This window comes from Rhodococcus sp. NyZ502, assembly GCF_041464245.1.
GTDB classification, from domain to species: Bacteria; Actinomycetota; Actinomycetes; order Mycobacteriales; family Mycobacteriaceae; genus Rhodococcus_F; species Rhodococcus_F qingshengii.
The window spans coordinates 1,191,776-1,207,037 of the sequence record NZ_CP167155.1; the positions used below are offsets into that span (position 1 = coordinate 1,191,776).

At 62.0% G+C, this 15,262-nt stretch carries 13 protein-coding genes; 6 read left to right on the forward strand and 7 right to left on the reverse strand.

Annotated features, from left to right (window positions below):
* Positions 1-102: 102 nt before the first annotated feature.
* The gene (locus tag ACBG85_RS05500) at positions 103-1,191 is read right to left on the reverse strand and encodes an isochorismate synthase (protein ID WP_338927680.1); all 1,089 of its coding nucleotides are present in this window, start codon (positions 1,189-1,191) and stop codon (positions 103-105) included.
* A gap of 45 nt (positions 1,192-1,236) precedes the next feature.
* Positions 1,237-1,704 carry a universal stress protein gene (locus ACBG85_RS05505; protein ID WP_003945900.1) on the reverse strand — a complete coding sequence of 156 codons (468 nt, stop codon included), beginning with the start codon at positions 1,702-1,704 and terminating at the stop codon, positions 1,237-1,239.
* Between the two features lie 101 nt (positions 1,705-1,805).
* On the opposite strand from ACBG85_RS05505, the gene ACBG85_RS05510 reads away from it, so the two are divergent.
* A complete protein-coding gene (locus ACBG85_RS05510) occupies positions 1,806-2,984 on the forward strand; it encodes a glycoside hydrolase family 3 N-terminal domain-containing protein (protein ID WP_058039141.1) in 1,179 nt (392 codons plus the stop codon).
* 72 nt (positions 2,985-3,056) lie between these two features.
* Positions 3,057-3,656, forward strand: a complete 600-nt coding sequence (locus ACBG85_RS05515; protein WP_003945885.1) for a TetR/AcrR family transcriptional regulator — start codon at positions 3,057-3,059, stop codon at positions 3,654-3,656.
* A gap of 100 nt (positions 3,657-3,756) precedes the next feature.
* Here ACBG85_RS05515 and ACBG85_RS05520 read toward each other — a convergent pair whose 3' ends face one another.
* Together ACBG85_RS05520 and ACBG85_RS05525 are read right to left on the reverse strand one after the other, a co-directional pair.
* Complete coding sequence (locus ACBG85_RS05520) at positions 3,757-4,620, reverse strand: MaoC/PaaZ C-terminal domain-containing protein (RefSeq protein ID WP_063314950.1); 864 nt, start codon at positions 4,618-4,620, stop codon at positions 3,757-3,759.
* Positions 4,620-5,966, reverse strand: a complete 1,347-nt coding sequence (locus tag ACBG85_RS05525; RefSeq protein ID WP_003945596.1) for a 3-oxoacyl-ACP reductase — start codon at positions 5,964-5,966, stop codon at positions 4,620-4,622. Before ACBG85_RS05525 ends, ACBG85_RS05520 begins: the two co-directional genes overlap by 1 nt.
* Positions 5,967-6,096: 130 nt before the next feature.
* Here ACBG85_RS05525 and ACBG85_RS05530 point away from each other — a divergent pair, with 130 nt between their 5' ends.
* A complete protein-coding gene (locus ACBG85_RS05530; protein WP_003945465.1) occupies positions 6,097-7,452 on the forward strand; it encodes an acetyl-CoA C-acetyltransferase in 1,356 nt (451 codons plus the stop codon).
* 294 nt (positions 7,453-7,746) lie between these two features.
* A complete protein-coding gene (locus tag ACBG85_RS05535) occupies positions 7,747-9,969 on the forward strand; it encodes a VanW family protein (protein WP_338927681.1) in 2,223 nt (740 codons plus the stop codon).
* Between the two features lie 4 nt (positions 9,970-9,973).
* Here ACBG85_RS05535 and ACBG85_RS05540 read toward each other — a convergent pair whose 3' ends face one another.
* The 3 genes from ACBG85_RS05540 to ACBG85_RS05550 all read right to left on the reverse strand — a co-directional run bounded on the left by ACBG85_RS05540 (position 9,974) and on the right by ACBG85_RS05550 (position 11,773).
* Positions 9,974-10,957, reverse strand: a complete 984-nt coding sequence (locus ACBG85_RS05540) for an LLM class F420-dependent oxidoreductase (protein ID WP_218694785.1) — start codon at positions 10,955-10,957, stop codon at positions 9,974-9,976.
* Positions 10,958-11,042: 85 nt separating this feature from the next.
* The gene (locus ACBG85_RS05545) at positions 11,043-11,531 is read right to left on the reverse strand and encodes a hypothetical protein (protein ID WP_218694783.1); all 489 of its coding nucleotides are present in this window, start codon (positions 11,529-11,531) and stop codon (positions 11,043-11,045) included.
* Positions 11,528-11,773 (reverse strand): helix-turn-helix transcriptional regulator, encoded by a 246-nt coding sequence (locus ACBG85_RS05550; RefSeq protein WP_054826520.1) that lies wholly within the window; start codon positions 11,771-11,773, stop codon positions 11,528-11,530. The genes ACBG85_RS05545 and ACBG85_RS05550 overlap by 4 nt, the downstream gene beginning before the upstream one ends.
* A 65-nt stretch (positions 11,774-11,838) precedes the next feature.
* On the opposite strand from ACBG85_RS05550, the gene ACBG85_RS05555 reads away from it, so the two are divergent.
* On the forward strand, positions 11,839-12,417 hold the full coding sequence (locus ACBG85_RS05555; protein ID WP_218694781.1) for a nucleotidyltransferase family protein: 579 nt from the start codon (positions 11,839-11,841) through the stop codon (positions 12,415-12,417).
* Between the two features lie 878 nt (positions 12,418-13,295).
* Entirely contained in the window at positions 13,296-13,832 is a 537-nt protein-coding gene (locus tag ACBG85_RS05560; RefSeq protein ID WP_054781872.1) for a hypothetical protein, read from the forward strand.
* Positions 13,833-15,262 lie beyond the last annotated feature (1,430 nt).

Genomic DNA, 15,262 nt, shown 5'->3' on the forward strand with positions numbered 1-15,262 from the left:
GGTCGTTCGCGGTCGGACGGACTTACCGGCCCGTACGAACTGCTCGGGTCAAGGTATCACCCGCACTCGAGAATCCGGACGATTACCCTCGTGACGTGCTGGTCAGTCGAGGGTTTCGGCACCAAGCGCGGTCAACAGAGTGCGCAGTTTCGTGGACGTCTCGTCGAGTTCGTCCTGCGGATCCGATTCGGCGACGATTCCGCCACCCGCGCTGGCCCAGGCAGTGAAGCCGTCTGCACCGATCTCGGCGCAGCGGATGGCAACCACCCAATCGCCGTCACCGGCCTCGTCGCACCATCCCACGGCGCCGCCGTAGAAACGCCGAGGTTCCTCGGTCTCGCGGATGACCTTCAGTGCCGCGTCAGTGGGTGTTCCGCACAGCGCGGGCGTCGGATGCAGCGCGATGGCGAGGTCGAGCGCAGTAGTGTCGTTTCGCAGCGTGCCGCGGATCGGGCTGGCCAAGTGCCAGACCTCGTGAGTATTGGTCAGTTCGGGAGTTGCCGGCACCGACAGATCACTGCACATCGGTTGCAGGACCTCGCGGATCCACGACGTCACGAAGGCGTGCTCGGCCAGATTCTTCGTCGAATGCAGAAGGCTTTCGCCTGCCTCGCGGTCTTGATCGGCGTCGGCGGATCGCTTGGTGGTCCCGGCCAACGGGCGACACGTCACGACGCGCCCGCGTCGACTGACCAATACTTCGGGCGTCGCGCCGACCAGGCTGTGGCCCTCGAATTCGGCTCCCGCAGCAGAGAGGTCGACGGCAAAGGTGTTGGCGACGGGATTGAGCGCCGCCATGCGTGCGGCGAGCGCGGTTGGGGAGATCGGGGTCTGCGTGCGAAGTTCCACAGTGCGAGCCGCGACAACCTTGTCGATCTCTCCACTGCGGAGGCGTCCGATCAACTTTTCCACTCGACGAAGATGCTCCGACGACGACGGGATCTCCCGGTCAACCCGGGTCGTGGGCAGGGCCTGGGGATCGCGCGGTTGCCACGGCCGCGACGCGATCGTCGCCTCGGCGGGTTCGTACAACGCCGTTGCGGCAGCGGGGTCGAAGGGGAGCGCTCCGACGATCAGCTTTGTCGTACCTGCCGACAGAGCGTTGGTGGCCGCGTCGGAGCTGTCGAAGCTGCGTTGTACGCCGCGGGTGACCACGCTGTGATCGGGGCGCGAGAGAACAAAACCGTCCATGGTGCTTTCGACACTAGTCGGCCACGGATCAGGAATGCGCGAAGGTCACTTCCCCGGAGGGACGATCAACACCGGCCGATGACTGTGACGCAGAACATGATCCGCGACGCTGCTCTGCAGTAGCGACCGCAAACCCGTAGTGCCTCGGGTGCCGGTCACGATGATGTCGACGTCCAATTCGTCTGCGGTTTCGCAGATTGCAGACCAGATCGCGGAGCGGCACTCGGCGCTTCTACCTTCGACGGTCAGGCCCGCGGCCTCGGCCAGTGCGACACCCTCGGCGAGGGTGACTTTGGCGTCGGTGTACGCGATGTCCTCGACGTCGTCGTCGGGAACCCACTCCGGTTGCATCACCCCGGACAGGCCGGACATGCGAGCGGCCTGGCGAACCATGGGCTCCCAGGCAGTGACGAGAACAGCACGATTGGCGGAGAGGAAACGCCCCGCATAGTCGACTGCACGCTTGGCGTTGTCGGAACCGTCGTACGCGATGAGCATCAGACCTTGTGGCATCACGACCTCCTCGTCAGCGGGGGAATCGGTTCTCTTCCAGGCTACCGTCCCGATGTGCCCGTGAGGGAGTGTATGGGTACCGGGTCCGTTACGGTCGAGGTATGCGGATCAAGTTTCTGAAGGCTGCAACGACCATTGCATTGTGCGGAGGGTTGGTTGCGGGATGCTCGGGCGAAAACGGGACCGCCGATCCGGTTTCGAGCGCCCCGACCAGCACCAGCACCGAGATCACGTCGACGCCTGCGGCATCGAGCTCCGCACCCGTCGCCGCGTCGTGCGGTAGTGACCTTCTAGCCTCGCTGTCCTTGCGTCAGAAACTTGCCCAGCTGCTCAACGTCGGCGTCACCGGGACCGACGACGCGTTGTCGATAGTGCAGAACGAGGAGATCGGCGGCATATTCGTCGGAAGTTGGACCGATCAGTCGATGCTCACCAATCGCGAAGTGCCGCAGGTTGCTTCGGCGTCGAAGTTGCCGTTGATGGTGACGATCGACGAAGAAGGTGGACGGGTTTCGCGCGTCGCGGACATCCTCGGGCCCGATCCGTCGGCCAGGGAAACGGCGCAGACCATGACAGTGGAACAGACGTACCAGATGGCACTCGAGCGTGGACGCGGTTTGAAGGATCTCGGGATCACCGTCAACTACGCACCCGACGTCGACGTCAGCAGCCAACCCGACGACTCCGTGATCGGGGACCGCTCGTACTCCGACGACCCCCAGACCGTGGTTGCCTACGCCGGTGCGTACGCGCAGGGGATGCGCGACGCCGGAATCTTCCCGGTGATCAAGCACTTTCCGGGGCACGGCAGCGCGTCGGGTGACTCGCACCGCGGTGAGGTGACCACGCCGCCGCTACAGGATCTGATCGCGTCGGACCTGATTCCCTTCCGCGAGCTGTCGGGAACCGGAGTCGGCGTCATGATGGGTCACCTCGAGGTTCCCGGTCTGACCGAGCCCGGTACCCCTGCCAGCATCAGCCCCGCCGCCGTCGCGTTGCTTCGCGACGGAGTGGGTTACGGCGCAGCGCCGTTCACCGGCCCGGTGTTCACCGACGACCTCAGCGGCATGCAGGCGATCACCGACCGATACGATATTGCCGACGCGGTTCAGGCTGCGCTGGTGGCTGGAGTCGATCAGGCATTGTGGCTGACCACCGACGACGTTCCGCGGGTTCTCGACCATCTCGAGCAGGCCGTCGCGTCGGGTGAGCTTCCGCAGACGCGGGTCGATCAGGCCGTGGTCACAGTTGCCGCTGCCAAAGGTGCCGTGACCTGCTGAGTCGAAGTCAGGATTCGACGCGCAATCTTACCGTAGAGTAAGATCGACATTTACCCTGTGGTTGGAGGAAGCATGGCCGGCGGTACCAAGCGACTGCCACGCGCAGTGCGTGAGCAGCAGATGCTCGACGCGGCTGTGGACGTGTTCTCCGACAGGGGATTTCACGAAACTTCGATGGACACCATCGCGGCCAAGGCCGAGATCTCGAAGCCGATGCTGTACCTGTACTACGGCTCGAAGGAAGAGCTGTTCGCGGCGTGCATTCATCGTGAAGGACTCCGCTTCCTCGAAGCGCTCGCCCCGGCCGGCGCGCCGAACCTGACTCCGCGTGAACAATTGCGCGCCGCTCTCGAGGGCTTCCTCGGGTTCGTGGGCGCAAACCGCAAGTCGTGGATGGTGCTCTACCGTCAGGCCGTCGGGCAGCAGGCTTTTGCGGGAACCGTGCAGTCCAGCCGCGATCGGTTGATCGAGTTGACCGCGCATCTACTCGAGTCCAGCACCAAGGATCCTGATGCCGCGCACGATTACGGGATCATCGCCATCGCGCTCGTCGGCGCCGGTGAGGCAGTAGCCGACCGAGTCGCCGGTGGGGAAATCGAAGTGGATGCCGCAGCGGATCTACTCGAATCCCTCGCGTGGCGCGGTCTGTCGGGCAAGAAGAAGTCCGAATAGCTCTCAAACCAATCTGAGCGAACGTACCTTTCAGCGCATCCAAGGCGCCGAAAGGTACGTTCGCTCAATTGGGGCGGGTGGGAACCCGACAAAACTCAGGTCAGCGCAGCGTCGCAGTGACGTGCGGGTAACCCTTCTTCGGGTGGCGCAGTGACAGATCCCAGCCGTCGTCGGTGCGATCAGCGTAGGCATTCAGCGTCGCCGGTAGCAGAATCGGCTTGCCGAAACGCACGCGGTAGGTGACCTTGTCCGCGACGGACCCCTCGACGGTCCGCAGAACTGCCGCGGCACTCCACATTCCGTGAGCAATGGTCTTCGGGAAACCGAAAGCCTTCGCGCCCAGAGACGAGACGTGAATCGGATTGCGATCGCCGGAGACAGCGGCGTACTTGCTGATCGTGGTCTGGTCGACGCGGATGGTGCTCATCGGCATCGGCGGGACCTCGTCGGCCTTGGGCTCCGGACCGGGCTGGCCGGACAGGGAGGTCTTCTGCTGGTTCAGGAAGCTCGAGGTCTGTCGCCAGACCAGTTCCCGTCCCACCCGAATTTCGGTGATCACGTCGATCAGCAGGCCCTTGCGGTGCTCACGCAGGTTCTCGGCATGCACCGAGAGGTCAAGCGGTTCGCTGACGGAGATGGGCCGCAGTGATTCGATGACGTTCTCGGCGTGAACGGAGCCGACGGCGGCGAAGGGGAAGTCCTTCGACACCATCAGCTTCATCACGGTCGGGAAGGCCAAGGTGAAGGGGTACGTGATCGGCAGAGTGTCGCCGAACCGCAGTCCGGTCACGCGGCAGTACGCCGCCAGATTGTCGGTGTCGACCTTCAGTCCGGTGAGGGTGAAGGTCTGCTGTGGCACCGAGCGCGAGTTGGACTTGTTCCACGGCAACAATCCCAGTACCGCGCGGGAGTAGATGTCGAGGGTCTTCGGCTGCTCGGTGAGCGCGACGGTCTTTGTTGCCATCATGCGCCCAGGAGGCTCTGGCCGCAGACGCGAACGACCTGTCCCGTAACGGCATTGGAGGCCGGGCTGGCGAAGTATGCGACGGTCTCGGCGACGTCGACGGTCTCGCCGCCCTGCAGGAGCGAGCTCATGCGGCGGCCGGCTTCGCGGGTGGCGAAGGGGATGGCTGCGGTCATGGCGGTCTCGATGAAGCCCGGTGCGACGGCGTTGATGGTGATGTTCTTCTTCGCCAGGACGGGAGCTTCGGCGTGTACGAGGCCGATGACGCCGGCCTTGGAGGTGCCGTAGTTGGTCTGGCCGCGGTTGCCCGCGATGCCGGCGATGGAGGAGACGTCGACGACGCGGCCGCCTTCCTTGAGGGCGCCCTTCTCGACGAGGTGCTCGGTGATCTTCTGCGGTGCAAGAAGATTGACGTTCATGACCATGTTCCAGCGGCCCTCGTCCATGTTGGCGAGGGTCTTGTCGCGGGTGATGCCGGCGTTGTGGACGATGATGTCCGCTCCACCGTGACGCTCGAGGAGGTGAGCTGCGAGGACCTCGGCTGCGTCGGCTGCCGTGACGTCGAGGGCCAGGGACGTGCCGCCGACCTTGTTCGCGGTCTCGGACAGCGCTTCGCCGGCGGCCGGGATGTCAGCGCAGACGACGTGCGCGCCGTCGCGGGCCAGGACCTCGGCGATGGTGGCGCCGATACCGCGGGCTGCGCCGGTGACGACGGCAACCTTGCCTTCGAGCGGCTTGTCCCAGCTTGCGGGCGCGACGGAATCTTCAGCGCCGACGACGATGACCTGGCCGTCGACGAAGGCGGACTTTGCCGAAAGGAGAAAGCGCAGAGTCGATTCCACGCCGGAGAGTCCGGTGGATGCCTTGGGGGAGACGTAGACCAGCTGAGCGGTGGAGCCGCGCTTGATCTCCTTGCCGACGCTGCGGGTGAAGCCTTCCAGAGCGCGCTGCGCGACATGCTCGTCGACGCTCGACGTTTCTTCCGGCGTCGTGCCGAGAACGACGACGCGAGCCGACGGTGCGAGGTTGCGGATTACGGGCTGGAAGAACTCGAACAGCTGCTCGAGCTCGCTGACCTGAGTGATTCCGGTGGCGTCGAACACGAGTCCGCCGAAGCTGCTGTCGTGTGCCTGAGCCGCCGGGTAGTCGGAGAGCAGTACGCGAAGTGGTTCTGCGAGTCGACCCTTGCCGCCGATGAGGACAGGTCCGGCGAGTGCGGGTTCCCCTGCTTTGTAGCGACGCAGGTTCTCGGGCCTGGGCAGGCCGGCCTTCGACGCGATGAATGCGCCGGGGGCGGACGAGAGGAACTGTGAATAGAGGTCGGGAGCTCCCTTGCTGGCTGCCACGGTCCTACCTTCTGTTGTGTTTCGGGTTGTCTCTCACCGGGCAATCGAAAGAATGCGGCGATAGACAAGTAACTTACTACTGAGTAAGAATAGTCTTCAACAGGTAATCGCACCATCCTTGGAGACGCAAGTGACAAGCAAAGCCCGTTCAAATGCAAAGCCCGCCGCACCGCGCACTGCACCGGCCGCAGCCGCTGCAAATTCTGCAGGTCAGCGCCGTCCGGTTGCGATCGTCGGCGGAAATCGCATTCCGTTCGCACGCTCGGACAAGGCGTACGCACAGGCGTCCAACCAGGACATGTTCACTGCGACGCTCGACGGTCTGGTGAGCCGATTCAATCTGCAGGGCGAGAAGCTCGGCATGGTCGTCGGCGGTGCGGTGCTCAAGCACAGCCGTGATTTCAATCTCATTCGCGAGTCCGTTCTCGGCAGCGCGCTGAGCCCGTACACGTCGGCGTACGACCTTCAGCAGGCGTGCGGCACGGGACTGCAGTCGATCATCGCCGTCGGCGACGCCATTTCGGCCGGCCGCATCGATTCGGGCATCGGCGGCGGCACGGACACCACGTCCGACGCCCCGATCGGCGTCAACGATCAGGCGCGCGAGTTCCTGCTCTCCCTCAATCGCGCGAAGTCCACGGGCGACCGCATCAAGCTGCTCGGCAACGTCCGTGCGGGCATGCTCGGCCTGGAGATTCCGCGCAACGGCGAGCCTCGCACCGGCAAGTCGATGGGTGACCACGCTGCGATCACTGCCAAGGAATTCGGCATCAAGCGCGAGGACCAGGACGAACTTGCCGCTGCCAGCCACAAGAACATGGCAGCTGCCTACGACCGCGGCTTCTTCGACGACCTCGTCACCCCGTTCCTCGGCCTGACCCGCGACGACAACCTCCGTCCCGGTTCGACCGTCGAGAAGCTGTCGACGCTCAAGCCCGTCTTCGGTACCAAGCTCGGCGACGCGACGATGACGGCAGGCAACTCGACGCCGCTCACCGACGGCGCTTCTGCAGTGCTCCTCTCCACCGACGAGTGGGCAGCCGAGCGCAATCTTCCGGTTCTGGCGCACCTCGTCGATTCCGAAACCGCTGCCGTCGACTACGTCCACGGCAAAGACGGGTTGCTCATGGCTCCCACGTACGCGATCCCGCGTTTGCTGGCCCGCAACGGTCTGACCTTGCAGGACTTCGATTACTACGAGATCCACGAAGCCTTCGCTTCGGTGGTTCTCGCAACCCTGCAGGCCTTCGAGTCGGACGAGTACTGCAAGGAACGCCTCGGCCTCGACGGCGCATTGGGATCGATCGACCGAAGCAAGCTCAATGTCAACGGATCGTCCTTGGCTGCAGGTCACCCGTTCGCGGCGACCGGCGGACGTATTGTGGCTTCCCTCGCAAAGATGCTCGCGGAGAAGGGTTCGGGCCGCGGCCTGATCTCGATCTGTGCGGCCGGTGGCCAGGGTGTCACGGCGATCATCGAGCGGTAACCGCTCCACAATCTCCCCATGCGACTGAAAACTGCGCTCACCTGCAGTGATCGTCGCGAGGGGATGCGTAATCGGGGATCCGGCCACGAGGGGTGGCCGGATCCCCGAACTCTTTGCAAACTTTTTCGCGCAGGCGTGTAACGCTGCAGAATAGCTACCGATATTCATGACAGCCCCGTGTTGCTGCCTGACCCCCGACCTGGCAGCAGCGCGGGGCTCTCGTATGTCCGGATATCCTGTATTGAGTTGTCGGTGAGCGCCGCAGCGACGGTTGATGCAGCGAGGAGCCAACAGGTGAGTGACGAAGAGGGTCCGTCCGTCGAGAAGACGAACAGCGAGGACTCGTCCCTCCCGGAACAGGAACTCGAGTCGGTCGAGGAACCTCAGGCGGTCGAAGAGACCGAGTCGGTCGAGGAACCCCAGTCGGTCGAGGAACCCAAGGCCCCTGAGGACACCGAGGCCGTTGTCGAGGCTGAATCAGTAGAACCTGAACCAGCCGAAGCACCAAGACCTGTCGACGAAGAAGCAAGCGATTCCACGGAAGCGACAGTCGACGAATCGGCAAACGAGGTCACCACCGTCATCCCTGTCGTCCCAGCGGAGGACGCACCGTCGACGGAAGTAGTCAACTCGGCTCCGGCGACAGAAGCCATCGACGAGCAGACAGAGCAGTTCGAGCCCCCGGCAGTGGTGGTTCCCCCGAAGCCGCCGCGTCCCGAGTTCGTGCAGCAGTACGACACCCAGCAACTCGAACCCATCCAGCAGCAGTACGAGCCTGTTGTCCGAGAACCAGAGGTAGTTGCACCCCCGGCGCCGCAACAACCGGTGGTGCCCGCTTCGCAGTCTTCCCGCAAGTGGGTCAAACCGGCGATAGCAGTCGGCGCCATCTTTGCCGTCGCAGCGATTGCCTACGGAGTGGACATCTTCACCTCGTCCGGGAAGACACCACGCGGCACTCAGGTCGCCGGGGTGGACATCGGTGATCTCACGCCCGCCGACGCGGAAGCCACGCTGCGCGCCCAACTCGGCCCGAGGCTCGTCGAACCGGTAGCGGTACATGCAGGCGGCGTCGACTCCGAGATCGTTCCCGCGTCTGCGGGTGTGGACGTCGACTGGTCGGCGACGCTGTCGGGCGTGAACGCTCAGCCCATCAACCCGATCACCCGCATCACGTCGTTCTTCGGCTCCCGCGAGGTGCCCGTGGTGTCGGCAATCGACCAGGGTGCGTTGGATGCGTCGATGGCGCAGCTCGCGGCGAACAGCGATCGTGCGCCCGTCGAAGGTGCAGTCGTGTTCGAGAACGGGAAGGCGACTGGTGTTTCGCCCGCTGCCGGTCAGGCGCTCGAAACGCAGCAGGCGGGTTCGACCTTCGCCGCTGAATGGTCCGATGGTGGCGTCGTCGATCTTCCGGTCGACGAGGTTCCGGTGACGGTCACTCAGGCCGGTGTCGATCGTGCGCTGCAGGAGATCGCTATTCCAGCTGTCTCGGGTGACGTCGTGGTCAACGGCCGTGACGGCAAGGTCGCGACACTCGGCGTCGATCAGATCGGCGAGGTTCTGACCTTCACACCCGACGGCTCGGGTGGGCTGACTCCGCAGTACAACACGGATGCTGCGATCAAGATTCTGACTCCGCAGTTGGCGTCGACGGAAGTACAACCCAAGGACGCGTCGTTCACCTTCGCCGGTGGCAAACCGTCGGTTGTGCCCGGTGTCGTCGGTGATCTGATCAACTGGCCGGACACGGTCAAGGAACTTCCGGTTCTGTTGGGCAGCACGGCTTCTCGGGCAACGCCCGCCGTTTACGGACCGGTCCCGCCGGCGTTGACCACCGAAGCCGCGGAGGCCCTCGGCATCAACGAGGTGATCGGCGAATTCACTACCGGTGGTTTCGAATACGCGTCTGGTGTGAACATCGGCCTGGCCGCGTCGGAGATCGACGGGGCCGTGATCAAGCCCGGGGATACGTTCTCGCTCAACGAGTACACGGGCCCGCGCGGTGCGGCGCAGGGATACATCGAGTCGGGGATCATCAACAACGGTCGCCCGGACAAGGCTGTCGGCGGCGGTATCAGCCAGCTCGCGACGACGCTCTACAACGCGACGTATTTCGCAGGTATGGACGACGTCGCGCACACCGAGCACAGTTACTACATCTCGCGGTACCCCGAGGCTCGTGAGGCGACCATCTTCGATGGTGCGATCGACCTGCAGTTCCGTAATCCGGCGAAGACCGGCGTGATGATCGAGACGATTGCGACGTCGTCGAACATCACCGTTCGGATCTGGGGAACCAAAACTGTCGATGTCACGTCGACGACCGGCCCGCGGACGTCGCCGACGTCGCCGAACACCGTGACCTTGCCGGAGGGGCCTGGCTGTGTGGCTTCGAGCGGTGCGCCCGGGTTCACGGTCAGCGACACTCGCGTGATCACCGACCACGCGAGTGGCGCCGAGATTTCCTCGAACACCCGGACCGTCAAGTACGACCCGGTGCCGATCGTGAAGTGCGAGTAGGGAACTACTTGCCGACGAGTGGGCCGAGGGTGCGGCCCGCGAGGTCGACGATGCCTGGCTCTTCGCCGTTGGTGATCAGGTTGATCACGACGCCGTCGATGCCCTGGTCGAGGATGCGCGTCTGAACCTGCTCGGCGACGTCGTCCGGGCTGCCGACGAAATGGCGTTCGGTGGCCTTGGCGACCACGTCTTCCGGCGCCGTGGTGATGTCGAGGCCACGCTCCGCGAGAAACGTTCGCTGATGGGCGCGAGCCTTGTCGCCGTCCTCGTCGATCATCATGAACGTGAGGAAGCTGGTCTCGAGGGTTGCGGGATCGCGACCGGCTTCGTCGCAGCGTGCCGCAAGTGCTTCCATCTTGCGCGGCAGTTCCGACGGGTCGCAGATGATGTTGAGGTGATCCGCGAAGCGAGCGGCGAGGCCGAACGTCTTTTTCTCACCGCCACCGCCGAGCAGGATCGGCAGGTCGTCGCGAACGCGAGGCTCGTTGATGGCGTCCTTGACGTGGTACCACTTGCCGTCGAAGGTGGGGCGATCACCGCGGAGCATCGGCGCGATGATCTGCAGTGCTTCGTCGAGTTTCTGGAAGCGCTCGGTGAACGTTCCGAACTCGTATCCGAACGAATTGTGTTCGAGTTCGAACCAACCGGCGCCGATGCCCAGGATGGCCCGACCGCCGCTCACCACGTCGAGGGTGGTGACGGTCTTGGCGAGCATGGGCGGATTGCGGTAGGTGTTTCCCGTGACCAGTGCAGACAACTGGATGGTCTCGGTGGCCGTCGCCAGCGCGGAGAGCGCCGAGTAGGCCTCGAGCATCGGGGCGTCCGGCGCTCCGATTCCGGGGAGTTGGTAGAAGTGATCCATCACGAATGCAGTGTCGAAGCCTGCGGCTTCGGCTTCGCGGGCCTGCGCTATGACGGTGGGGAAGAGGTCCTTGACCGGACCGCCGTAGCTGAAGTTGGGCATCTGGTATCCGAGGCGAGTGCTCACCGTTTCGACGTTACTCGCGATCGGTTGACCTGGCACGATTTTACCAACTCTATGGATTCCGTTGTGCTGGGCAGACTTCCGGAATTCAGAGAAGTTCTTCGGCCGCGTCGCGTCGCTTGGCGCGCTGCTGGTGAAGTTTGACGACTGCGATTGCGATGCCACCGCCGATGATGGCGCCTACCAGCGCGCCGACCCAGGTTGACGATTCTTCGTACGAATCGAATTCGAGACGGGCCATGATTCCGACCGCGGCCACGAGGTAGAGCGCGATGCTGATCACCACGCGAGGGCGGCCGTAGGTGGACAGCAGGTACACGTCCACATCGCGGCGCTTCGCATAGATGATCGTGATCAACGAGCCGAACAACGCAACGATCAGCAGCGCGAGCGAGATCCACGCCCCTGTTCGGCCGGCGATCCAGGGCAGAATCGCCGAGCTGACGAATATTGCCCAGAAGACACTCTGGAGTCCCACCGCCGAGGCTTCGTTCCAGACGTCGCGCTGACGCTCGTCCTTGTAGAAGTCGTCGTCCAGATCGCCGACGAACCGCATTGCCTTCATCATGGTGCTCATGCCGTCTCCTCTGGAATTTCTGTGGTGAGTTCCGATTCGGGTAAGGGGAAGAGCGCTTCGACGGTGGTCCCCAGCGTCAGGGCCAGGCGAAGTGCCAGGTAGACACTCGGTGCATAGTCACCGCGTTCGACGGAGACGATGCTCTGTCTGCTCACCTGACCTGCCGTGGCCAGTTGCGCCTGGGTGAGGCCGGCGAGGCGTCGGTGCTCCCGCACGTTGTTGTCGCCGGCCTTTCCAGTCATGCAAAAAGTAAAGAATACTTGTCACTAGATGTCAAGTTTGCTTGTCATATGAGAGGCTGAAGAGCATGCGTGAACGATTTCTCGAGATCGCCCTGGCCAATCCGGTGGTCGCAACGATCGTGGATCGTGCGCCGAAGCTGGGATTGCCGGAGTGGTACCTGACGGCGGGTGGGCTCTTCCAAACCGTCTGGAATCACATCGACGGCCGTGATCTCGGCGCCGGAATCAAGGACTACGACCTGTTCTACTTCGACGCCGGCGATCTGAGCTACGACGCGGAGGGCCGTGTGATTCGTTCGGCGGCAGAACTGTTCGCCGATGTGGATGCCGATGTCGAAGTACGCAACGAAGCCCGCGTGCACCTGTGGTACGAGCAGCATTTCGGGATTCCCGGCGTTCCGTTCACCAGTTGCCGCGACGCTGTCGACCACTTCGCTTCCACAACTTGCTGTTTCGGGATCACCAAGGGATCGGATGGGACCTTGGACGTGTATGCCCCGCATGGATACGACGATCTTTTCGACATGATCGTCCGCCCCAACCCGGTGCTGGCGCCGCGAGAGGTTTACGAGGCCAAGGCAGCACGGTGGCGCAGGGAATGGCCTGCGCTGACCGTGGAGCCTTGGCCGGAGACCCTCGCCTAGACTTCGATCGGCGGATGCAGCCTGTCCATGGTCCATTGCCGATTTCGGCGTGAGAGGCGTGTCTTCCCTGGTCGCAGTGCGTCCGCCACGGCCACGAACTGTGGCCGATCCGTGTCGACCCTGCTGTCTCGTCCGTCCGTGCATGGAGACAACCGGCCGGATTCAACGCATCCAGCTGTAGTTCTGGTAGTTGAACCCCCGCAAGACCTTGCGCCTTTCGGAATCGTCTGCGCTAATTTCACGAACTTTCAGTGTGCTGCGACGTTCATCCATGATTGTCTGGGTCCCCTCATGGTGAAAATCTCTTCCGATATTTGGTGGATTGTTTCTAATACTTTACGTCTAATTCTTTAGTGCTAATAAGGTTTCTCCAATGTGAATAGCAATCATCACTAACAAATGAACATTCTACGGTGAAAGTGTGGTTTGTCTATGTGACTTTTCGTGCAACGTGCGATATATCGGAATATTTTCTGCTCGACGACTGTCGTGGCTTTTCAAACTTCTCGACTATTTGGATTGTCGGTTTAAACGCTTTGCATTCGATGCTCGAAATTTCATTGAGAAAAATATCGAGGTTGGACGAAAAATTTCTAGAACCTGTTCCCGGATGGACAAAATGTGAGTACAGTGACTCACGTCACCAGAGCTTCGGGTCCTGTTCAATGCGAGCTCTCACCAGGGCATTCCCTTTTAGGGAAAGCTGTAGCCCTGCGAGCAGGGGCATAAATGCGAAGTTGGCGATAGCCCCGAAGATAGCAGGTCGGTTGGTGATAAGAGATGGTCAGAACAGATCGGGTTGGAGCGTTAAGGACTCCGCGCTCTCGCCTATGAATTGAACGCCTGGGGGTCTATCAATTCAACCGAAGGAAGAACTCGTGAAGTTGACTGCCAAGAATTCCGTCAGAGGTGTCCTGCTCGGTACCGCAGCCGGTGCGATGGTGCTCGCCGGAACCGGTATTGCATCCGCTGCCACCGTCGGCGCTGCTGGCTCCGCCGTAACTCTTTCCGCATCCTCTGCGTATCAGGTATGTGGCAATTTCTACGTCGGCCCGGACGCCCACGTGGCGGGCGTGCCTTCTGGTGCCAAAGCGGTAGTGGGCGCCCAGGTCACTGGCAAGCTATACAGCTCATCCTCCAGCACGACTCCGATCACGACCTTCACCGCCACAACGAATGCCGCGGGTGGATGGTGCATGCAGGGTGACTCGGCGATGGCTAGCACCGTGACGAGCGGTGGTGAGGTCAGGATGTCCACCGACACTCCGACCGTGTTGGACGGCACAACAACTCGCACAGGGCAGTGGTCGGGCGGCGGGGCGGACGCCGTCATCGATGCAGGGGAGTTCCTCCTCCATGGCAATGCGTTCATCTTTTCGGATAGGGCCTCGAAGGTGAACTTCTACTACCAGTAAGTCGATCGGCTGCAAGGTTGATCGTAAGAACCTGGACGGGTTGGAGTGCGGGTCTCCGTGCTCCAACCCGTTCGCCGTATGACGCCGTGTTGCGAGTTCGGGTGTGTGTTTCGGCAATTGTGACAATGGGCGCGGGTGTCGCCAGGGAGATGGCGAATGCTGCTTCGGCTGTGACGAATGCAGGCCTGTCTCTGCGGCTTTGTCTCGCAGCCTGCTCGATGTAATTCGGTCGTCCGGCACGGATTGGACGGCATCGGTATCGTCTCGAAGTCATGGCTTATGGGCAATCGCCGTAAGGTTGGCTCGCAATCAATTCTTGTGCCACCGAATAGTGTTCGTGAAGCCGTGATCGGGAAGTTGGCTGCGCGACCTGAATCCGTGATTCGGGTGGCTTTCTGATCCTGCAAGCGGTTCCATCTCGCTTTCGGTGCAAAATTTCTAGTCCTAAAGATTTAATGAACCGAACTATAGTACTAGGACTTTAGTGCTAACTAAATGAATTCCATCTATGGCAAGAAAAATTCCTAGAACGAGTTCCTAATTTGCAAATTTTGGGTACAGTTGTCGGCACCACGAGGAGTTGCGGGCTTCCCCAAAACCTCGCTTGGCAACCACTGTTGTGCCGGATAAACCGACCTGGCCCCGCGCCACAGTCAGAGCAATTACCTACTGGAAACGGAGTAACAAATGTTAGGTCAGTTCATGGCCCTCCTGCGGGCATTTATCCCGTCCTTTGCAACATCGTTAGGCGACGGGCTTGATGGATTGAACGCCATCTCGCTCGACATGTCCGCGAGTGGAGGAGAGGGCTGATGGGATCCGTGCAGCAAGGTACCGCGTCGCTGGGGCAGACCGTAGAACAGATGCTTCCGATGTTATTTACATATCTGATGGATATCCCGCTCCAACTGTCATTCGGTTACCCCCGGTGACCCTGTTCAATCTGAGGAGAAACTAGATGTCGCTCAACGCAATGAGCACGGACCTGGCTGAACTTGCAACCATGACGTTCTACGCCCTTAGGTTTCCGCTTCAACAATTCCTTGTCGGACTCTCGTAAAGAAGGGTGAACTCATGTCGTCTGATTTCTGGACCGGAAGTGTCAAGAACACGCTAGCGTTTTACGGGCTGACGTTGGTCGGGTTGTGGACCGCATCAATGGAAGGCGGCGGGTGGGCAAGCCTCGATCGATGAGCGCGAAATAGAATATTCGACGTGAGCTGATCGGCAGCTCCGACGATATCTGAGATAGCCGAATGCAGACCCTGTCGTAAAGGTTCCTGGCAGGGTCTGCATCACGTGCGAGGCAGCTTCAAAACATGATCGTCCGCCCCTCCCGGTGCTGGCGCCGCGAGAGGTTTACGAGGCCAAGGCAGCACGGTGGCGCAGGGAATGGCCTGCGCTGACCGTGGAGCCTTGGCCGGAGACCC

Excerpts from the sequence above, each read along its gene's own strand:
- ACBG85_RS05505 (WP_003945900.1), bottom strand. The coding sequence starts at position 1,704 with ATGCCACAAGGTCTGATGCTCATCGCGTACGACGGTTCCGACAACGCC.
- ACBG85_RS05515 (WP_003945885.1), top strand. The coding sequence starts at position 3,057 with ATGGCCGGCGGTACCAAGCGACTGCCACGCGCAGTGCGTGAGCAGCAG.
- ACBG85_RS05510 (WP_058039141.1), top strand. The coding sequence starts at position 1,806 with ATGCGGATCAAGTTTCTGAAGGCTGCAACGACCATTGCATTGTGCGGA.
- ACBG85_RS05520 (WP_063314950.1), bottom strand. The coding sequence starts at position 4,620 with ATGGCAACAAAGACCGTCGCGCTCACCGAGCAGCCGAAGACCCTCGAC.
- ACBG85_RS05545 (WP_218694783.1), bottom strand. The coding sequence starts at position 11,531 with ATGAGCACCATGATGAAGGCAATGCGGTTCGTCGGCGATCTGGACGAC.
- ACBG85_RS05550 (WP_054826520.1), bottom strand. The coding sequence starts at position 11,773 with ATGACTGGAAAGGCCGGCGACAACAACGTGCGGGAGCACCGACGCCTC.
- ACBG85_RS05555 (WP_218694781.1), top strand. The coding sequence starts at position 11,839 with ATGCGTGAACGATTTCTCGAGATCGCCCTGGCCAATCCGGTGGTCGCA.
- ACBG85_RS05500 (WP_338927680.1), bottom strand. The coding sequence starts at position 1,191 with ATGGACGGTTTTGTTCTCTCGCGCCCCGATCACAGCGTGGTCACCCGC.